The sequence below is a fragment of the Rhodanobacter sp. IGA1.0 genome, assembly GCF_040208325.1.
Taxonomy (GTDB): domain Bacteria; phylum Pseudomonadota; class Gammaproteobacteria; order Xanthomonadales; family Rhodanobacteraceae; genus Rhodanobacter; species Rhodanobacter spathiphylli.
Window position 1 is genome coordinate 2,480,632 of the sequence record NZ_CP157948.1, and the last position, 17,146, is coordinate 2,497,777.

A 17,146-nucleotide genomic window follows, 5' to 3' on the forward strand; every position below is an offset into this window, starting at 1 on the left:
GCATACGCCATCGGTGGCCGGACCCGTGGCATAGAATGCCGCATCCACCCGCTGGCCAGGCCCACGCCGTGATCCGTTTCGTCGATGTCCACAAGTCCTACCGCGTCGACGGCAGGGACATCCCTGCCTTGCAGCCGTTCGATCTCGACATTGCCGATGGCGAGGTGTTCGGCATCATCGGCCTTTCGGGCGCCGGCAAATCGACGCTTATACGGCTGATCAACCTGCTCGAACGACCCAGCGGCGGGCGCATCTTCGTGAACGACACCGAGATGACCGCGCTGGCCGAGCCGGCCCTACGCGCGCAGCGACGGCGGATCGGCATGATCTTCCAGCACTTCAACCTGCTCGCCTCGCAGACGGTGGCGGACAACGTGGCGTTCCCGCTGCGACTGGCCGGAGAACGCGACGCGGCCGCATTGCAGGCCCGCGTGGGCGAACTGCTGGCACGGGTGGGCCTCAGCGACCACGCGGACAAATACCCGTCACAGCTTTCCGGCGGCCAGAAGCAGCGCGTGGGCATCGCCCGCGCGCTGGCCAACCGGCCGTCCATTCTGCTCTGCGACGAAGCCACCAGTGCGCTCGATCCGCAGACCACCGCCTCGGTGCTCGAACTGCTGGCCGAGATCAACCGCGAGCTGAAACTCACCATCGTGCTGATCACCCACGAGATGGACGTGGTGCGCCGCGTGTGCGATCGCGTGGCGGTGCTCGACGCCGGCGTGATCGTCGAACACGGCCCGGTGGCCGACGTGTTCCTGCACCCGCAGCACCCCACGACCCGGCGCTTCGTCAACGAGGCCCTGCCCGAGGAAGCGGCCAGCGAACACACGCCCTTCGCGCAGGTGCCCGGCCACATCGTGCGCCTGAGCTTCCGCGGCGACGCCACGCTGACCCCGTCGCTGAGCCGGGTGGCGCGGGAAACCGACGTGGAATTCAACATCCTGGCCGGGCGCATCGACCGCATCAAGGATCTGCCCTACGGCCAGCTCACCCTGGCGATGCAGGGCGAACAGGTGCAAATCGCACTGGCCGCGCTGCGCGAGGCCGGCATCGAGATCGAGGAGCTGCCACGATGAATCCGCTGCAGAAACTTTTCCCCAACATCGACGACTGGGGCGAGATCGGCCGCGCCTGCATCGACACCTTGCTGATGCTGGGCGGCTCGCTGGCGCTCACCGTGCTGATCGGCCTGCCGCTGGGCGTGCTGCTGTACCTCACCGGCAAGGGCCAGCTGCGGCCGATGCCGAAGCTCTACGCGGTGACCTCGCTGCTGGTGAACGTCCTGCGCTCGGTGCCGTTCATCATCCTGATGATCGTGCTGATGCCGGTCACCTACGCCCTGGTCGGCACCAAGCTGGGCATCCGCGGCGCGATTCCGCCACTGGTGATCGGCGCGGCGCCGTTCTTCGCGCGGCTGGTGGAGACCGCGCTGCGCGAAGTGCAGCAGGGCGTGATCGAGGCCAGCCAGGCGATGGGCGCCAGCCTGTGGCAGATCGTGCGCCATGTGCTGCTGCCCGAGGCACGCGGCGGCCTGTTCGCCGGCATCACGGTCACCGCGATCGCCCTGGTCGGCTACACCGCGATGGGCGGCGCGATCGGCTCGGGCGGACTTGGCGACCTGGCGTACCGCTACGGCTACCTCAGCTACAAGTCGGACTACATGCTGGTCACCGTGGTGCTGCTGATCGTGCTGGTGCAGGTGCTGCAGATGATCGGCGACCGCATCGTGCTGCGTTATAAGCAACGCTGACTTGATCATTTGTGCCTGGCGCCATGGGCGGCCTACCTTCGTGGGCCGCTCATCGGAATCGCCGCCTTGGAACTGCTGCTCGCCGCCCTCGCCGCCACCCTGGCCCTGCTCCTGCTGGCTGGCTACTGCTCCCGACCCAAGGTCTGACGCGTCCTCGTCGGCGCCATCGCACGATTTGTGTTTGGCGGTATAGACGTCTATTATTGTGCATTGCACAAGTGAACTTCCGCCATGAAACTGCTGCACGCCTTCCTCGCCACGACCCTGATCCTGCTCTCGCTGACGGCCTGCTCGGCGCCGGAACAGGACGATCACGTCCTCACCGTGGCCGCTACCGCGGTTCCCCATGCCGAGATCCTCAAGCAGGTAAAACCGCTGCTGGCGAAACAGGGCGTGGACCTGCAGATCAGGGTATTCGCCGACTACGTGCAGCCGAACACCCAAGTGGCCGAGAAAAACATCGACCTGAACTACTTCCAGACCAGGCCGTACCTGGATGCGTTCAACCGCGAACGCGGCACCGACCTGGTGATCGTCACCGGTGTGCACATCGAGCCGTTCGGTGCTTACTCGCACAAGTACACGAGCATCGACCGGTTGCCCGACGGCGCCAGCGTCACCCTGCCGAACGACCCCAGCAACAACAGCCGCGCGCTGCTGTTGCTGGCTAAACACGGCCTGATCACGCTGAAGGACCCGGGCAACGAGATGTCCACGCTGAAGGACGTCACCGCGAATCCGAAGCATCTGAAGTTCCGCGAGCTGGAGGCGGCGATGCTGCCGCGCACGCTGGACGAAGTGGACCTGGCCCTGATCAACACCAACTACGCGCTGGCCGCCGGCCTGAACCCCACGAAGGACGCCCTGCTGATCGAGGACAAGGACTCACCCTACGTGAACTACCTGGTCGGCCGCCCCGACAACCGGAACGACCCGCGCGTGCAGAAACTGGCGAAGGCGCTGACCAGTCCCGAGATCAGGGCATTCATCGAACAGCAGTACCACGGCGCCGTGCTGCCGGCGTTCTGACCTTGGCACTCCCTCCCTGCTTGCCCCAAAGGGACTTCCTTCGGTCGCAGGGGAGGATTGGGGTGGGGTGCTCCTGACCTTCCACGCCCGCCCGAGCAACCTCCACCCCTGCAAGCAGGAAGGAGCAAGTCGCCTCATCCCTGCGATGCGGGGATGTCGAACACCTGCCGCAGGTACGCCACGTACTTCTCGTCCTCGCACATGTTCTTGCCGGGCGAGTCGCTGAGTTTGGCCACCGGCTGGCCGTTGCAGCGGATCATCTTGATCACGATGTTCAGCGGCACCGGGCCCACGTCGTTGGTGAGGTTGGTGCCCACGCCGAACGCCAGCAGGCAGCGGCCGCGGAAGTGCTCGTACAGCTGCATCACCTTGGGGATGTCCAGCCCGTCGCTGAACACCAGCACCTTGCCGCGGGGGTCGACCCGGTTCGCGCAGTAGTGCGCCAGCACCTTGTCGCCCCAGGCGAACGGGTCACCGGAATCGTGGCGGGTGCCGTCGAACAGCTTGCAGAAGTACATGTCGAAGTCGCGCAGGAACGCGTCCAGCCCGTACACGTCCGACAGCGCAATGCCGAGGTCGCCCCGGTACTCCTTCGCCCACGCCTCCAGCGCCGCCACCTGCGAATCGCGCAGGCGCGGACCCAATGCCTGGTGCGCCTGCAGATATTCGTGGGCCAGCGTGCCCAGCGGCGTCAGGTCGAGCTTGCGCGCCAGCCATACGTTGCTGGTGCCGGCCAGCTGGGCGCCGAGTCCGTCGCGCAGTGTCGTCACCACTTCTTCCTGCCACCTCCGCGAGTAGCGCCGGCGCGTGCCGTAGTCGGCGATCTTGCAACCGCCGTAATCCGGCGTGTCGCGCAGCAGGGCGATCTTCGCCTGCAGGCGGCGGCGCCCCTCGCCGAGGTCGAGGCCGGCGCTGGTGTTGCGGAAGTACACCTCGTTGACGATCGCCAGCAGCGGCACCTCGAACAGGATGGTGTGCAGCCACGGCCCGCGGATGCGGATCTCGATCTCGCCGTTGCCCGCGGCAGCCGGTGCGATGTCCACGTACTTCTCGTTGAGCTGGAACAGCCCCAGGAAATCGACGAAGTCGCTCTTGATGAAACGCCAGGTACGCAGGTAGTCGAGTTCGTCCGGCGTGAAGCGAAGCTGGCACAACGCCTTCAGTTCGCCGCGGATCTCGTCGATGTACGGCACCAGGTCGATGCCTGGCGTGCGGCACTTGAAGCGGTACTCGACCTGGGCCGCGGGGTACTGGTGCAAGACCACCTGCATCATGGAAAACTTGTACAGGTCGGTATCAAGCAGCGATTCGATGATCATCAGGAGCCCAGCGGCAAACGGGAGTGATCCATTATCCATGCCGCGCCGGCGCCCACGCGACGGCGCCGGGCCGCGCGCAAAAAAAACCCCATCAGCCAGGGGAGGACTGATGGGGTTTGTCAGGTGGCATCCAGGGGAGGAAATGCCGACCCCTCAGTGATGCGATGAACCGCCTCACTTTTTGTCGCCCTCACGGCGATACACGGGCTTAGTGTGGACAAGGCCACGTGAGTTCAATGTGCATGACGGGATGCGTTCAGCTGGGCGACAGGCTGCCCCGAACCGCGGGCCGGCGCCACGTGGCATCCCTTGTGGTCTACGATCGTCGCTTCCCGTCGGAGTCCACCATGAAACTGCTGATCACCGGCCTGTTCGCCCTGAGCCTGTTGCTGCCGGCCACGGCCGCCGAGCTGAAGATCGATCTCGGCCACGGCCCGACCACCTGGCAAAGCGAAGCACTGCTGAAGCGCGGCGACGTGCGCACGATCAGCGTGCCCGAGGACGTGGCCTTCGGCCGGCCGATGCGCTACCGCGCGCTGCCACTGAATGACCTGCTGCAAGGGCTCGATGCCGGCGACCACCTGCAGTTCGTGGCCAGTGACGGCTTTGCCGCCGAAGTCCCCGCCGCCCTGTTGCTGAACGGAAAAGGGAGCACGGCCTGGCTGGCGATCGAGGACCCGGCGCAGCCGTGGCCCCGCCTACCCCGCGGCAAGGGCAGCGCAGGGCCGTTCTACGTGGTCTGGACCCGGCCACAGGCCGCGCATGTCGGCCCGGAACAGTGGCCGTACCAGTTGGCCGCCATCCGCAAGCTGGCCGGGGTCGCCGCGCGCTTCCCGGCCCTGCAGCCCGACCCGTCGCTGCCCCCCGACAGCCAGGTGCGACAGGGCTTCGTGGTGTTCCAGCGCACCTGCCTGGCCTGCCATACGCTCAACGGCCAGGGCGACGCGAAACTCGGCCCGGATCTGAACTTGCCGCACAATCCCACCGAATACCTGCGCGCCGACCTGCTGCGCGCCTTCATCCGCGATCCGCAGTCGCTCAGGCGGTGGCCACAGGCGAAGATGCCCGGCTTCGACCGCAGCGCGGTCTCCGATGCAGACCTGGATGCCGTGCTGGCCTACCTGCGGCACATGGCCGGACGCAAATCCACGCCGTGACCGCCGTGCGACTCAGCTGCGATCGACGATCCGGCTGATCCGCCCACCGGCGAACTCGAATTCCGACTCGCCCTGCAGCGTCAGCTCGGCACCTGCGCGCGGACCGTCGGGCACGTCCGCGGCGAATACGCCGCGCCAGGCGATCGTCACCAGCACGGAGGCTGGCCGAAACTCCCAGGCGGTGATCGTCTGCCTGCGCTCGGCGAACAGCGCTGCACCCTGCTCGGCCAGCTGCCGGAACTCGGTCGTGCCCTGCGTGGCGACGTTGAGCTGGCCGTCCGCCATGTTCTCGAACAGGACGTCCGGGGTCAGCATGGCCAGCATGCCGTCCACATCGAAACGATTGTAGGCGTCAACGTAGCGCTGGATCAGCTCCCGCTTTTCGGCATTGACCATGGCGACACTCCGGCGATGGGGGCTTCAGTCTGCCCCGGAACACGCACCGTTGCACAGATGGCGCAGCGTCTCGTCGCGTTCGCTCTTCGGCTTGTGCGCCAACTGCCGGACGTCGGCGTAGAAGGCGGGCCAGCTGCGCTCCGATCGCGCGAACAGCGCGGCAAACGCGGGCATCCATTGCCCGTACAGGCCGAACGGAAGCAGGCGGGCGTTGTTGATTGGCGCGGCCACCCAGGCGTCATATCGGTGCTCGCCCGGCCATTGGCTGTCGCGCCACTGTGCATAGCGGACACGGAACGCCGCCAGCTCGCGCCGCTTGCCCGCCTCCATCGTCACCTGGTCGGCACCACTCGCATAGACGTTTTTCAGCCGGTTGCGCAGGTCGAGCACCAGTCGGGTAAAGCCGTCGTCCATCGCCTGGCGCCCGCCATCCGCGGCCGGCAGTCCGCGCGATCGGCGCCACTGGCGCAGGCCTTCCTGCTGCACGAAGCTGGCGAACGATTCGTTGAAGGTCGTGTCGCCCTTCACGTAGACCAACTGGTGCGCCAGCTCATGGAAGATCGTGCCATCCAGTTCGTCGTCGTCCCAGCGCAGCATGCTCGACAGGATCGGATCGTCGAACCAGCCCAGGGTCGAATAGGCCGGCACGCCACCGACCCACACATCGTCGCCGCGGGCACGCAACCGGGCCGCATCCTTCTGCGCCGCCGCCTCGCTGAACCAGCCCCGGTAGGCGACACAGCCGGCGATCGGGAAACATTGCGGCACCGCCTGCACCGAGTAGGGCGGCGTGGCAAACACGTTCCACACCACGTACGGTCGATCCAGCGAAACATAGGTGGCGTAGCTGCGATTGCCGGGCAACGCGAGTTGCTCGCTGGCGAACGCCCGCGCCTGCTGCGCCAGGCGCAGCCGCGTGGCCAGGAGCGCGGGTGTGGCGGGATCAGCGATCACCTTGTCCAGCGCACGCCGATGGAAAACCAGGCTGCCTTGCCCGTGTGCGGCCTGCGCGTAGTAGCGAAGACTGTTGCAGCCACACGACAGGAGGCTCACCGCAATGACTGCGATGAGCCTCGGCAACAGCCCGCATGCAGGAACGGCAGGGCGCATTCCCTGCCGCTAGTACCGGGCGTCAGTGGCGATCATTGCCACGGTCACGATGGCCGTGGCTGCCGCCACGCCCGCCTCCGCCGCTGCCATGCGAACGCTGTCCGGAGTCGTGCGAGTCGGAGCCACGCCAACCGGAACCCTGGGAACCCCGGCGATCACCGCCGTGGTACCCCCTGCCGCCGTCGCCCCGGTGACCGCCATCGGAACGGCCTTGCCAATGCCCGGCGTGACGATCGTAGTCGCGACGTCCACGGTAGTCGTCATGCCGGTAGCGCGAACCGCCGTACCAGACGCTGCCCACGCCAACGCTGACACCCGGGGAGTAACAGCAGCCGTAGTACCCGCCGCCGTAATAGCCGTTGCCGTAGTAGCCACCGTAGTAGGACGGCGCCACGTAGGTGGTGCCGCCCTCGCCATAGTAGGCATCGCCGGCGTCACCCGAACCACGCACGTAGCTGTAGCCCGGATCGTAGTAGCAGCCCGACAGTGTCGCCGCAGCGACCACCATCAGCAGACCGGATAGAACGCGTTTCATGACCTGTCCCCGCTGTGGATGCATCGCCAGACTGCGGCCGACCGCTTGAACGGGCGCTAAAAGCCGGTTGTGCGGAGAACCGGCGTTCAACCGCCGGCCATGTCCGTCACCGCGCGCCGGCCATGAACCCACCCGACCCGGCAGGTGCGGCTCAGCGCTTGCTGCGCTTGGCCTGCTCGCCACGTTGCGGTGCCAGCACGCGGCCATCGGAACCCTCGATCTCGCCGGTCGCCGAAGGGTGCAGGTCGGCATGACCGCCTCCCGGCTGGGCCGGATTGGCGTCCGGCCAGGTCGGCCCCTGGCGCACCCGCTCGTTCTTTGCCTCCAGCAAGGCCTGGATCTTCGCCACGGCATCTTCCTGGCTGATGTGCTCGATCGGCGCTTCCATCGGCGGCTTGCGGGTGGCAGCCGGCTTCCGCGGCGTGGCCTTCCGAACGGCAGACACGGCCGCGGGCTTCTTCGCGAGCGGCTTCTTCGCCACAGCTTTCTTCGCGGCAGGTTTCTGCGTGACCGGCTTCCTGGTCACGGACTTCGCGCTCGCCGGCTTGCGGGCGGTCGCCTTCTTCGCGACGGGCCTCTTGGAAGCCGCCTTCTTCACCGCGACCTTTCTCACCGGGGCCTTCTTCACCGCAGATTTTTTGGCCGGCGCCTTTTTCGCCACGGGCTTCTTCGCGGCCACCTTCCTGGCTGCGGGTTTCTTCACCGCCGCCTTCTTCGCGGCCGGAGCCTTCTTCGTGACCGGCTTCCTGACCGCCGACTTCCCGGCAAGTGTCTTCTTCGCGACGGCCTTCTTGGTGACGCCCGTCTTCTTGCCCGGAGTCTTCTGCGCCGCGACCTTGCGGGCGGCCGCCTTGCGTGGAGCTGCCTTGGTGGATGCGGCAGGTTTGCGGGAAGCCGTCTTCCCTGCTGCGGACTTCTTGGCAACCAACTTTCTGGACGTGGCCATGCGTCAGTTCTCCTGCGGTGATCGATGACGTAGTGCGTGCCAGTATGCACGCCTCGGCCGCGCCGGGCATTTCGCAATGCGGAAACCGTTCATCATCGGAAGGTCGGTTGCATCAGCGCGTTGAGGAAATGTCCCAGTACGCGAGGGTCGACCAGCAAGGTGAACAACACGCCATAAGCCGCACCCCACAGGTGCGCGCTGTGGTTGACGTTGCCCTGCCCGCTCCGGTCCATGTAGATCGAATAGCCGGTGTAGAGCACGGCGTAGACGATCGCGGGCATCGGGATCACCAGCACGATGATGCGCGACCACGGCGCCAGCAGGACGAAGGAGAACAGCACCGCCGACACCGCACCGGAAGCGCCCAGGCTGCGATAGTTCGGATTGGCCCGGTTCTTCAGATAGGTCGGCAGGATCGAGACCACCAGGCCACCGATGTAGAACAGCGCAAACCCCAGCGTGCCCAGGCGCGCGGCGAAGAAACTCTCCATGGCCCGGCCGAAAAAGAACAGCGTGACCATGTTGAACAGCAGATGCATGGCATCCGCATGCACCACGCCATAGGTCACCAGGCGGTGGTATTCGCGCTGACGGGTGATTGCCGGCGGCCACAGGATCAGGTCGTTCATCAGGCGACTGTTGTTGAACGCCATGAACGAGACGATGCAGGTGATGGCGATGATGAGCAAGGTGATCAGCATGGACGGTTCCGCGTCGGGCAGCAAAAACACGCATCTTGGGGCCAGCGCCATGGCTTGTCGACTCGATGCGCGGCTCGCGGAAAGCTCCCGCCCCGCCGTGGCCCATATGCGCCGCGCCTGCACCGACATGACGAATCGTTACTGCCGCCGGGCGCGCCCGCCCGCTATCATTCGGCGCTTTACGCGGCGCCTGGCGCCCGGTGAACCGACCTGATGAATGCCATGAGCCCGCTACGCTATCTGCACCTGGACGTCTTTGCGGCCACCGCTGGCGGTGGCAATCATCTGGGCGTGGTGATCGGGGCGGACACCTGGAGCAGCGCGGCGATGCAGCGCTTCGCCCGCTGGACCGCCCTGGTCGAGACGACCTTCCTGCTGCCGCCGACCGATCCGAAGGCCAGCTATCGCGTGCGCATTTTCACGCCGCACAAGGAAATCCCGTTCGCCGGCCATCCCAGCATCGGCAGCGCCCATGCCGCGCTGGCCTGCGGCCTGGCCGAGCCACGCGACGGGATGCTGTGGCAGGAATGCGGCGCCGGCGTGTTGCCGATCCGCATCGTGGGCCACGGCGAAACACGCGAGCTGCTGCTGCAATCGCCCGGCGAGCGCGTGCTGTCCACCGGACTGGATGCGCATCCCCTGCTGCCAGCGGCGCTGGCCGGCATCCGTACCGGCCTGCTGCCGCCCGCCCTGGTCGACGGTGGCCGGCGCTGGTGGCTGGCCGAAGTCGCCGATGAGGCCAGCTTGCGTGGATGGCAACCGGAACACGCCTCGATCCTGGCGCTGGCCCAGGCGAGCGACAGCATGGGCTTGTGCGCATTCGCTCGCGCCGACAGCGGACGGCAACTGGTGGTGCGCGCCTTCCCGGCCGGCGTGGGCATCGTCGAGGATCCCGCTTCCGGCGCGGCCAACGGCCTGATCGCCGCCTACCTCGCCCACGCCGAACCGCACGGACTGCTGGCTCGCGGCTACGAAGTCAGCCAGGGCCGCGAGATCGGCCACGATGCGCGCCTGGTCGTGCACATCGACGCCGAGGCGATCTGGGTGGGCGGCTGCAGCCGTACCGTGGTCGACGGCGACCTGCACTGGGACACCGCGCTCTCCTAGCGCCGCAGCGTTCTCAGCGCTCGTCCAGATGGGCGCGGCGTGCCGCCACCAGAGCCAGTGCCGACCAGTCGAGTTCCTCGTCGCCGGCGGCCAGTGCTTCCAGCAGGCTGTCGCGCAACACGCCGGCAAACGGCAGCGGCACCCGCGCCGCATCACCCGCCGCCAGCGCCAGCCCCACGTCCTTGTAGCCCAGCGGCAGGGTGAACCCGGCCGGCTTGAAGCGCTGCTCGGCAATCAGTCGCCCGTAGCCCTGATACGCGGGCGCAGCGAACAGCGTGTTCGTCATCACCTCGAGGAAGTCCGCCGCACCCACGCCGTAGGCACGAGTCAGCGCGGTGGCCTCGGCCATGCTTTCGATGGCGCTGGCGAGCATGAAGTTGCCCGCGATCTTCGCCACGTTCGCACGCTCCGGCGCACCGCCCATCGGCCACACCCTGCTGCCCATCGCCTGCAGCAGCGGCTGCACCTTCTCGATCGCCGCGGGAGCACCCGCCGCGAGAATGTTGAGCTTTGCCGCCGCTGCCATGTCCGGCCGGCCGAACACCGGCGCAGCCACGTAGGCCAGCCCGCGTTCTTCGTGGGCCTGCGCCAGTTCCTGCGCCAGCGCCACCGAGATGGTGGCGTGGTTCACATGCACCATGCCCCGATCCATGGCATCGAGCAGGGCGTGTTCCAGGAATACCTCGCGCACGGCCTGGTCGTTGGCCAGCATGCTGCAGAGAACGTCGCCCTGGGCGGCGCGATCGGGCGTGCTGGCCACCTTGGCGCCCAGTGAGGCCAGCGGCGCGCACGCCGCCCCGGAGCGATTCCACACCGTGACGCTGTGCCCCGCGGCAATCAGGTTGCTGGCCATCGCGCTGCCCATGGCACCGAGACCGATGAATCCGACTTTCATGAAACCTTCCTCGACATGAACCAGCGCGCAGTCAAGCACGCGTCGCGTTCAGGTATCGCGAAACGCCGCGGATCGTCGCGCGCGGCGGGCTACTGCAGGCCGGGCAGCGCGTCCAGGCAGCGTTGCCGGCACAGGTAGCGCTTGTTCAGTCCGTGGCTGTCGGACAGGTAGGCCGCGCCGCCGGCGAAGATCTGCCACTGCCGCAACTGCCCCGACATTTTGATCGAACCGCTGTAGCTGCACGGCAGGATCATCGCCTCGTCGTGGAAGGTTTCGCCATCGACTTCGTCGGCCAGCCGAAAATAGGTCGCCACGTCGGCGCGGGTGAGGGACAGCGAGCTGCACATGTCATGGTCGGGCCGCGACGTGTCGATCTGCCGCGCCAGCGAAACCACCTCGACCGCATCGTCATGGTGCACCGGCGCGCAGGCGATCAGGGCGATGCCCAGCAGCGACGCCACCACGACCGTCCGCAACACGCTCATGGCTTGGCTCCGGTCAGCAGCGACTGCAGCAGTTGGGCGCCCTCGGAGACTTCCTTGCGGGCGATCGCGCCGTGGGCGTAGACGTCGCTGAGCAGGTTGAGCTTGAACTGGGCGACCAGGATGTCCACCAGGTACTTCACCGATTTCAGCTGCTCCGGCGTCGGCAGCTCGAATGCCTTGTCAGCTGCCACATACTTACCCACCACCTCGATGCCCAGCGAGTCGCTGTTGGCCGGATACCGCTGCGGGTAGGTCTTGGCCACTTCATGGCGCGAGAGGTTCTTCGCCCGCGTGCTGAACGACAGGCCTTTCTCGTGGAGCAGCGCGGTGATCGTCTTCAGCTCCTGCGGATCGCAATTGCTTTCCGCCTGGCAGCGCGCCACCAGGATGCCCACGTGCCAGCAGACCTGGTCGACGCGGGCGGTCTGGTAGATCTTGCCCAGCTTGTCGATCAGGAAATGCGCGCCGGTGGTCTTGCCGCCTTCGTAGGCGCTCAGGGTGCCGGTGGCCGACGAGGAATCGGTACGGTGCAGCACGATCGAGGCGACCGACGTCAGTGCGCCGTGCTCGATCGACGTGTAGAGCTTCACTTCGACTTCCGGGTCGATCAGCTTGCCGTTTTCCACCGTGGCCATGGCCTGCTTCCTTTGGATGAAGAGCCTGCGTTCCCGGGCATCCAGCGAACCGCGCCGGGAGATCCTGTCCGGCGATGCTGCGGCCGCGGACCGGGGGCGTCAAGTGACTTGTGCCGAGCGGATCAGGACCCTAGGCCACGGCGCCCGCCGCCTGGCCCGAAGCCCACGCCCACTGGAAGTTGTAGCCGCCCAGCCAGCCGGTGACGTCGACCACCTCGCCGATGAAGTACAGCCCCGGCGCCAACTTCGACTGCATGGTGCTGGAGGAGATGCCGTCGGTGTCGACGCCGCCCAGGGTGACCTCGGCGGTGCGATAGCCCTCGGTGCCGCTGGCGGTGATCGGCCACGCATTGAGCTGCGCGCCAACCTGCACCAGCTCGGCGTCGCGGTACTGGCGCATCGGCCGATTCTCAAACCACTGCTCGCACAGCCGTTGCGCCAGCCGTTTCGGCAGCATCTCGCCCAGCACCGTCTTCAACTCGGCCAGCGGTCGCGCCGCGCGCTGTTCGACCAGGTGCGCGCCGACGTCGTTGTCCGGCAGCAGGTCGATGCGCAGGTCGTCGCCGGGTTGCCAGTAGGAAGAAATCTGCAGGATCGCCGGCCCGCTGATCCCGCGATGGGTGAACAGCAGGCCGGCACGGAAACTCTGCCTGCCCACGCGGCTTTCCACCACCGGCAAGGCCACGCCGGCCAGGTCCTGGTAATGCTCCTGATGCTTGCCGCTCAAGGTCAGCGGCACCAGGCCGGCGCGCACGGGCAAGACCTGATGGCCGAACTGTCGCGCCAGTTCGTAGCCGAAGCCGCTGGCGCCCATGCTGGGAATCGACAGGCCGCCGGAGGCCACCACCAGCGATTCGGCATGCACCTCGCCGCGCGCGGTGTGCACGCTGAAACCTTCCGGTGTCCTGCGCACGCGCTGCACGCCGCAGCTTGCCTCCACCGTGACGCCGGCGGCAGCGCATTCGTCCAGCAGCATGCGCACGATCTGTTTCGACGAATCGTCGCAGAACAGCTGGCCCAGCTCCTTCTCGTGGTACGCGATGCGGTGCTTCTCGACCAGCGCGATGAAATCCCACGGCGTGTAACGCGCCAGCGCCGACTTGGCGAAGTGCGGATTGGCGGACAGGTAGTTGGCCGGCGTGGTGCCCATGTTGGTGAAATTGCAGCGCCCGCCGCCGGACATCAGGATCTTCTTGCCGACCTTGTTGGCATGGTCGACCACCAGCACGCGCCGCCCGCGCTGCCCCGCGGCGATCGCGCACATCAGGCCGGCGGCGCCGGCGCCGATGATCAACACGTCCACTTTCACGAATAAGGGTTCCCGCCCGCTGCTGGTCGCGCATTATCGCCCAGTCGCATCGCTTACACTTCCGGGCCTGTTCCCCAGCGAGCCACCGCCATGCCTTCCTTTGACGTGATCTCCGAAGTCGACAAGCACGAACTGACCAATGCGATCGACCAGGCCAACCGCGAGCTGGGCACCCGCTTCGACTTCAAGGGCGTGGACGCGAAGTACGTGCTGGACGATTCGGTGATCACCCAGAGCGCGCCCAGCGACTTCCAGCTGCAGCAGATGCTGGACATCCTGCGCGGTCGCCTGGCCGCCCGGAAGATCGACATCCGCGCGCTGGACATGGGCGAGCCGGAAGTGAACCTGGGCGGTGCGCGGCAGAAGATCACCGTCAAGCAGGGCATCGAGCAACCGGTGGCAAAGAAGCTGGTGGCCGCGCTGAAGGCGGCCAAGCTCAAGGTCGAGGCGCAGATCAACGGCGACAAGCTGCGCGTCAGCGGCAAGAAGCGCGACGACCTGCAGGAAGCGATGGCCGTGCTGCGCAAGGCGGACGTGGAACTGCCGCTGCAGTTCGACAACTTCCGGGATTGAACGGAATCCCTACGCCTTCGACAACAGGCGTCCGCCCATCGCCGCATTGACGGCCACCACGAAGGCCACCGCCGCCGCGTGGGTCAGCAGGTCGGTGGCGGCCGAATCGTAGGCGTGGCAGATCTCCAGCAGGCTGGCCGAGGCGGCCGCGCTGGCCAGGCCGATCAGCACCGCGGTGCGCACCGGTCGCAGCGGACAGGCGCGGCGCAACAGGATCACCAGCAACGCCGACAGTGGCACCGAGAAGCTGATGATGAACAGCAGGCAGTCGGCCGACTGATGCAGGCCGGCCACCTCGGTACCCGGCGCGATCCACGTGCGCAGGCAACCCAGTCCGCTGGCGCCGATCCACAACGCCGCCGCGGGCAGCGGCAGCCATGCCCAGGCGCGGCTGCGCCCCGGCACGCCCAGCGTGAACGCCGCCCACGCGCCACTGATCGCCGTCGCCACCGCGCCAAGGCCGGCCCACGCCAGGTCGGGGGTTGCCGCCCAGCGCAGGCGCATCGGCTGGATGCCGTAATGCATCACCAGCAACGCCGCGATCGCCACCACCGTCAGCAGCCACCCCGCCGTGCGCAGCCATGGCGGCAGCAGGCGCCGCACCGGCACCAGCTCGGTGCCGAGCCGGTCGATCAGTGCCTCATGCGGTCGCAGCTCGGACATGGCCTCAGGGTTCTCCGTGGAAACGTTCGCGCAACGCCTTCAGCGCGCGATGCAGGTTCACTTTCAGCGCGCCGGTGTTGCGCCCGGTCAGCTCGGCCGCCTCGCTGAGCGAGCGTTCGCGCAGGCCCAGTTGCTCGATGGCCTCGCGCTGGCCCGGCGGCAACTCGGCGATCGCGTCGCGCAGGCGCTGCGCGCGCTCGTCGCTCTCGGTGGCGGAGCTGGCATCGCCTTCGTCGGCATGGCTGTCGAAGGCGTACTCGTCGTGCACCTCGCGACTGTCGCGCCGACCGCGGCTGCGCAGGGCGTCGATCGCGCGGCGACTGGCGATCGCGGTCAGCCAGGCGTCGTACGAGCGCGCCGGGTCGTAGGTATGGCGCACCCGATGCACGGTGATCAGGGTTTCCTGCACCACGTCATCCAGATGGTCCGGCGCCACGCCCTGGCGCCGCGCGGCGGCGCGGATCAATGCCACCGAGTCGGCCAGCAGCTTCTCGTAGGCACGCCGGTCGCCGGCCTGGGCAGCCGCCATCCAGGCCGCCCGACGCTGGTCGGGCGAATCGCTGTCGCGGGCTTCGGTAAAGTCGACTGGCACGATCCGGCGGGGACCCGTCCGCAAACAAAGTCCGCTATCTAGGCCCAACAGGCCGTTGGCAGTCAAGGCTTGCGACATGCGTGTTCCATCGTGGGACCCTCACCCTCTTTCGCCGCATCCGCCGCCCGGGTTACCTCGTAAACCTCGGGTAACCGGCGACGGTCCCCCGGCGAAAGACCAGACAACCACCCACGGATGACATCCCATGCTCGTGTTGATCCTCGCCTATCTCGGCGGCGTCCTGACCATCCTCAGCCCGTGCATCCTGCCGGTGCTGCCGTTCGTGTTCGCCCGATCGGACAAGCCATTCATGCGCAACGGCTTCCCGATGCTGCTGGGCATGGCGATCACCTTCGCCGGCGTGGCGACGCTGGCGGCGCTGGGCGGCGGCTGGGCGGTGCACGCGAACCAGTACGGCCGGATCATCGCGCTGGTGGTGCTGGGCTTCCTGGGCCTGACCCTGCTGTCCACCCATCTGGCCGAATGGATCACCCGCCCGTTCGTGGCGCTGGGCAACCGCCTGTCGCAACGTTCCGCCACCGACGGCGATTCGATCTGGGGCTCTACCGGCCTCGGCGTGGCCACCGGTTTGCTGTGGGCTCCGTGCGCGGGGCCGATCCTGGGCCTGCTGCTGACCGGCGCGGCGCTGAATGGCGCCAGCGTGCAGACCACCCTGCTGCTGCTCACCTACGCGGCCGGCGCGGCGACCTCGCTGGGCCTGGCGCTGCTGATCGGCGGCAAGGTGTTCGCCCTGATGAAGCGCTCGCTGGGCGCCGGCGAATGGGTGCGCCGGGCGCTGGGCGTGCTGGTGCTGTGCGGCGTGGCCGCCATCGCGCTGGGCCTGGACACCGGCCTGCTCACCCGCGTGTCGCTGGCCAGCACCGGCGGCATCGAACAGAAGCTGATCAATGCCGTACGCCCGGCACCCGCTCCCCAGCCGGTGCTGAAGGCCGGTGAACCACTGCCGGTGGAAGGCACGATGCCGTCGCTGGCCGGCGCCACGCAGTGGCTCAACAGCGCGCCGCTGAGCACCGAATCGTTGCGCGGCAAGGTGGTGCTGGTCGACTTCTGGACCTACTCCTGCATCAACTGCATCCGCTCGCTGCCCTACGTGCGCGGCTGGGCCGACAAGTACAAGAACCACGGCCTGGTGGTGATCGGCGTGCATGCGCCGGAGTTCGCCTTCGAGAAGGACCCTGCCAACGTGGCCAAGGCGGTGCAGGACCTGGGCGTCGACTACCCGGTCGCGCTGGACAACGATTACGCGATCTGGAAAGGCTTCAACAACGAGTACTGGCCCGCGCATTACTTCATCGACACGCAGGGGCAGATCCGCCATCACCACTTCGGCGAAGGCGAGTACCGGCAAAGCGAGGACGTGATCCGCCAGCTGCTCACCGAGGCAGGCCAGAAGAACCTGCCCGGTGGCTACGTCAGCGACGACCATCGCGGCGTCGAGGCGGCCGCGTCGGACGATCCCACCCGCTCGCCGGAAACCTATGTCGGCTACGCCCGCGCCCGCAATTTCGTCGGCGGCCGGGTCGTGCACGACGACGCGCATGACTATCACGCGCCAGGCGCGCTGGCGGCCAACCAGTGGTCGCTCGACGGCCGTTGGACGGTGCGCGACGAGAATGCCCGGCTGGAGCAGGCCGGCGGCGCCATCGTCTACCGCTTCCGCGGTCGCGACCTGCATCTGGTGCTGGGCCCGGCGGCGGACGGCAAGCCGATCCGCTTCCGCGTCACCATCGACGGCAAGGCACCCGGCGCCGACCACGGCATGGATACCGATGCCGACGGCAACGGCACGGTCGACAGCCAGCGTCTTTATCAGCTGGTGCGCCAGGCCAGCGGCAGTGGCGAGCGGCTGTTCGAAATCACCTTCCTCGACCCGGGCGTGCAGGCATTCGCCTTCACCTTCGGCTGATTCCCCACCCACCG

General features: G+C 67.4%; 21 protein-coding genes and 1 pseudogene. 8 read left to right on the plus strand and 14 right to left on the minus strand.

Features of this window, described 5'->3' with window-relative positions; translation table 11 throughout:
- Positions 1 to 68: 68 nt before the first annotated feature.
- From ABNK63_RS11230 to ABNK63_RS11240, 3 genes are all read left to right on the plus strand, one after another.
- On the plus strand, positions 69 to 1,079 hold the full coding sequence (locus ABNK63_RS11230; protein ID WP_350017214.1) for a methionine ABC transporter ATP-binding protein: 1,011 nt from the start codon (positions 69 to 71) through the stop codon (positions 1,077 to 1,079).
- Positions 1,076 to 1,753, plus strand: a complete 678-nt coding sequence (locus tag ABNK63_RS11235) for a methionine ABC transporter permease (RefSeq protein WP_350015663.1) — start codon at positions 1,076 to 1,078, stop codon at positions 1,751 to 1,753. The genes ABNK63_RS11230 and ABNK63_RS11235 overlap by 4 nt, the downstream gene beginning before the upstream one ends.
- Positions 1,754 to 1,984: 231 nt before the next feature.
- Positions 1,985 to 2,782, plus strand: coding sequence for a MetQ/NlpA family ABC transporter substrate-binding protein (locus tag ABNK63_RS11240; protein ID WP_350015664.1), 798 nt, complete (start codon positions 1,985 to 1,987; stop codon positions 2,780 to 2,782).
- A gap of 134 nt (positions 2,783 to 2,916) precedes the next feature.
- Here the strand turns inward: ABNK63_RS11240 and pncB are convergent, their stop codons facing one another.
- Together pncB and ABNK63_RS11250 are read right to left on the minus strand one after the other, a co-directional pair.
- Complete coding sequence (gene pncB / locus ABNK63_RS11245; protein ID WP_350015665.1) at positions 2,917 to 4,101, minus strand: nicotinate phosphoribosyltransferase; 1,185 nt, start codon at positions 4,099 to 4,101, stop codon at positions 2,917 to 2,919.
- Entirely contained in the window at positions 4,101 to 4,193 is a 93-nt protein-coding gene (locus tag ABNK63_RS11250; RefSeq protein WP_350015666.1) for a hypothetical protein, read from the minus strand. The genes pncB and ABNK63_RS11250 overlap by 1 nt, the downstream gene beginning before the upstream one ends.
- A gap of 255 nt (positions 4,194 to 4,448) precedes the next feature.
- Here ABNK63_RS11250 and ABNK63_RS11255 point away from each other — a divergent pair, with 255 nt between their 5' ends.
- Positions 4,449 to 5,258: a cytochrome c gene (locus ABNK63_RS11255; protein WP_350015667.1), complete on the plus strand. Its 810-nt coding sequence runs from the start codon at positions 4,449 to 4,451 to the stop codon at positions 5,256 to 5,258.
- A 12-nt stretch (positions 5,259 to 5,270) separates the two neighbouring features.
- Here ABNK63_RS11255 and ABNK63_RS11260 read toward each other — a convergent pair whose 3' ends face one another.
- The 6 genes and pseudogenes from ABNK63_RS11260 to ABNK63_RS11285 all read right to left on the minus strand — a co-directional run bounded on the left by ABNK63_RS11260 (position 5,271) and on the right by ABNK63_RS11285 (position 8,946).
- Positions 5,271 to 5,654 (minus strand): nuclear transport factor 2 family protein, encoded by a 384-nt coding sequence (locus tag ABNK63_RS11260; protein WP_350015668.1) that lies wholly within the window; start codon positions 5,652 to 5,654, stop codon positions 5,271 to 5,273.
- Between the two features lie 24 nt (positions 5,655 to 5,678).
- Positions 5,679 to 6,707 (minus strand): aminopeptidase, encoded by a 1,029-nt coding sequence (locus tag ABNK63_RS11265; RefSeq protein WP_350015669.1) that lies wholly within the window; start codon positions 6,705 to 6,707, stop codon positions 5,679 to 5,681.
- 79 nt (positions 6,708 to 6,786) lie between these two features.
- The gene (locus tag ABNK63_RS11270; protein WP_350015670.1) at positions 6,787 to 7,299 is read right to left on the minus strand and encodes a hypothetical protein; all 513 of its coding nucleotides are present in this window, start codon (positions 7,297 to 7,299) and stop codon (positions 6,787 to 6,789) included.
- 151 nt (positions 7,300 to 7,450) lie between these two features.
- Positions 7,451 to 7,687 carry a hypothetical protein gene (locus tag ABNK63_RS11275; RefSeq protein ID WP_007806300.1) on the minus strand — a complete coding sequence of 79 codons (237 nt, stop codon included), beginning with the start codon at positions 7,685 to 7,687 and terminating at the stop codon, positions 7,451 to 7,453.
- Between the two features lie 63 nt (positions 7,688 to 7,750).
- Positions 7,751 to 8,245, minus strand: a pseudogene (locus ABNK63_RS11280) (histone H1-like repetitive region-containing protein); the annotation flags it as partial.
- Between the two features lie 92 nt (positions 8,246 to 8,337).
- The gene (locus ABNK63_RS11285) at positions 8,338 to 8,946 is read right to left on the minus strand and encodes a rhomboid family intramembrane serine protease (RefSeq protein WP_007806303.1); all 609 of its coding nucleotides are present in this window, start codon (positions 8,944 to 8,946) and stop codon (positions 8,338 to 8,340) included.
- On the opposite strand from ABNK63_RS11285, the gene ABNK63_RS11290 reads away from it, so the two are divergent.
- Positions 8,927 to 9,160, plus strand: coding sequence for a hypothetical protein (locus tag ABNK63_RS11290; protein ID WP_350015671.1), 234 nt, complete (start codon positions 8,927 to 8,929; stop codon positions 9,158 to 9,160). The two genes, ABNK63_RS11285 and ABNK63_RS11290, sit on opposite strands and share 20 nt — an antisense overlap.
- Before the next feature lie 8 nt (positions 9,161 to 9,168).
- Positions 9,169 to 10,053 (plus strand): PhzF family phenazine biosynthesis protein, encoded by an 885-nt coding sequence (locus ABNK63_RS11295; protein ID WP_350015672.1) that lies wholly within the window; start codon positions 9,169 to 9,171, stop codon positions 10,051 to 10,053.
- 13 nt (positions 10,054 to 10,066) lie between these two features.
- Here the strand turns inward: ABNK63_RS11295 and ABNK63_RS11300 are convergent, their stop codons facing one another.
- From ABNK63_RS11300 to ABNK63_RS11315, 4 genes are all read right to left on the minus strand, one after another.
- On the minus strand, positions 10,067 to 10,948 hold the full coding sequence (locus ABNK63_RS11300) for an NAD(P)-dependent oxidoreductase (protein WP_007806306.1): 882 nt from the start codon (positions 10,946 to 10,948) through the stop codon (positions 10,067 to 10,069).
- Between the two features lie 89 nt (positions 10,949 to 11,037).
- Positions 11,038 to 11,433: a hypothetical protein gene (locus tag ABNK63_RS11305; protein ID WP_350015673.1), complete on the minus strand. Its 396-nt coding sequence runs from the start codon at positions 11,431 to 11,433 to the stop codon at positions 11,038 to 11,040.
- Positions 11,430 to 12,068 (minus strand): peptidoglycan recognition family protein, encoded by a 639-nt coding sequence (locus ABNK63_RS11310; RefSeq protein ID WP_007806311.1) that lies wholly within the window; start codon positions 12,066 to 12,068, stop codon positions 11,430 to 11,432. The genes ABNK63_RS11305 and ABNK63_RS11310 overlap by 4 nt, the downstream gene beginning before the upstream one ends.
- A 130-nt stretch (positions 12,069 to 12,198) precedes the next feature.
- Entirely contained in the window at positions 12,199 to 13,332 is a 1,134-nt protein-coding gene (locus ABNK63_RS11315) for an NAD(P)/FAD-dependent oxidoreductase (RefSeq protein WP_350017215.1), read from the minus strand.
- A 135-nt stretch (positions 13,333 to 13,467) separates the two neighbouring features.
- On the opposite strand from ABNK63_RS11315, the gene ABNK63_RS11320 reads away from it, so the two are divergent.
- Positions 13,468 to 13,950, plus strand: coding sequence for a YajQ family cyclic di-GMP-binding protein (locus tag ABNK63_RS11320; RefSeq protein ID WP_007806314.1), 483 nt, complete (start codon positions 13,468 to 13,470; stop codon positions 13,948 to 13,950).
- A 9-nt stretch (positions 13,951 to 13,959) separates the two neighbouring features.
- On the opposite strand, the gene ABNK63_RS11325 is transcribed toward ABNK63_RS11320, so the two are convergent.
- Together ABNK63_RS11325 and ABNK63_RS11330 are read right to left on the minus strand one after the other, a co-directional pair.
- Entirely contained in the window at positions 13,960 to 14,613 is a 654-nt protein-coding gene (locus ABNK63_RS11325; protein WP_350015674.1) for an NrsF family protein, read from the minus strand.
- Between the two features lie 4 nt (positions 14,614 to 14,617).
- Positions 14,618 to 15,205 (minus strand): sigma-70 family RNA polymerase sigma factor, encoded by a 588-nt coding sequence (locus tag ABNK63_RS11330; protein ID WP_007806318.1) that lies wholly within the window; start codon positions 15,203 to 15,205, stop codon positions 14,618 to 14,620.
- Positions 15,206 to 15,410: 205 nt separating this feature from the next.
- Here ABNK63_RS11330 and ABNK63_RS11335 point away from each other — a divergent pair, with 205 nt between their 5' ends.
- Positions 15,411 to 17,132: a cytochrome c biogenesis protein DipZ gene (locus ABNK63_RS11335; RefSeq protein ID WP_350015675.1), complete on the plus strand. Its 1,722-nt coding sequence runs from the start codon at positions 15,411 to 15,413 to the stop codon at positions 17,130 to 17,132.
- Positions 17,133 to 17,146 lie beyond the last annotated feature (14 nt).

Excerpts from the sequence above, each read along its gene's own strand:
- pncB (WP_350015665.1), bottom strand. The coding sequence starts at position 4,101 with ATGATCATCGAATCGCTGCTTGATACCGACCTGTACAAGTTTTCCATG.
- ABNK63_RS11320 (WP_007806314.1), top strand. The coding sequence starts at position 13,468 with ATGCCTTCCTTTGACGTGATCTCCGAAGTCGACAAGCACGAACTGACC.
- ABNK63_RS11250 (WP_350015666.1), bottom strand. The coding sequence starts at position 4,193 with ATGGGGTTTTTTTTGCGCGCGGCCCGGCGCCGTCGCGTGGGCGCCGGC.
- ABNK63_RS11275 (WP_007806300.1), bottom strand. The coding sequence starts at position 7,687 with ATGGAAGCGCCGATCGAGCACATCAGCCAGGAAGATGCCGTGGCGAAG.
- ABNK63_RS11315 (WP_350017215.1), bottom strand. The coding sequence starts at position 13,332 with ATGTGCGCGATCGCCGCGGGGCAGCGCGGGCGGCGCGTGCTGGTGGTC.
- ABNK63_RS11235 (WP_350015663.1), top strand. The coding sequence starts at position 1,076 with ATGAATCCGCTGCAGAAACTTTTCCCCAACATCGACGACTGGGGCGAG.
- ABNK63_RS11300 (WP_007806306.1), bottom strand. The coding sequence starts at position 10,948 with ATGAAAGTCGGATTCATCGGTCTCGGTGCCATGGGCAGCGCGATGGCC.
- ABNK63_RS11325 (WP_350015674.1), bottom strand. The coding sequence starts at position 14,613 with ATGTCCGAGCTGCGACCGCATGAGGCACTGATCGACCGGCTCGGCACC.
- ABNK63_RS11285 (WP_007806303.1), bottom strand. The coding sequence starts at position 8,946 with ATGCTGATCACCTTGCTCATCATCGCCATCACCTGCATCGTCTCGTTC.
- ABNK63_RS11335 (WP_350015675.1), top strand. The coding sequence starts at position 15,411 with ATGCTCGTGTTGATCCTCGCCTATCTCGGCGGCGTCCTGACCATCCTC.
- ABNK63_RS11260 (WP_350015668.1), bottom strand. The coding sequence starts at position 5,654 with ATGGTCAATGCCGAAAAGCGGGAGCTGATCCAGCGCTACGTTGACGCC.
- ABNK63_RS11290 (WP_350015671.1), top strand. The coding sequence starts at position 8,927 with ATGAGCAAGGTGATCAGCATGGACGGTTCCGCGTCGGGCAGCAAAAAC.
- ABNK63_RS11295 (WP_350015672.1), top strand. The coding sequence starts at position 9,169 with ATGAGCCCGCTACGCTATCTGCACCTGGACGTCTTTGCGGCCACCGCT.
- ABNK63_RS11305 (WP_350015673.1), bottom strand. The coding sequence starts at position 11,433 with ATGAGCGTGTTGCGGACGGTCGTGGTGGCGTCGCTGCTGGGCATCGCC.
- ABNK63_RS11310 (WP_007806311.1), bottom strand. The coding sequence starts at position 12,068 with ATGGCCACGGTGGAAAACGGCAAGCTGATCGACCCGGAAGTCGAAGTG.
- ABNK63_RS11255 (WP_350015667.1), top strand. The coding sequence starts at position 4,449 with ATGAAACTGCTGATCACCGGCCTGTTCGCCCTGAGCCTGTTGCTGCCG.
- ABNK63_RS11240 (WP_350015664.1), top strand. The coding sequence starts at position 1,985 with ATGAAACTGCTGCACGCCTTCCTCGCCACGACCCTGATCCTGCTCTCG.
- ABNK63_RS11270 (WP_350015670.1), bottom strand. The coding sequence starts at position 7,299 with ATGAAACGCGTTCTATCCGGTCTGCTGATGGTGGTCGCTGCGGCGACA.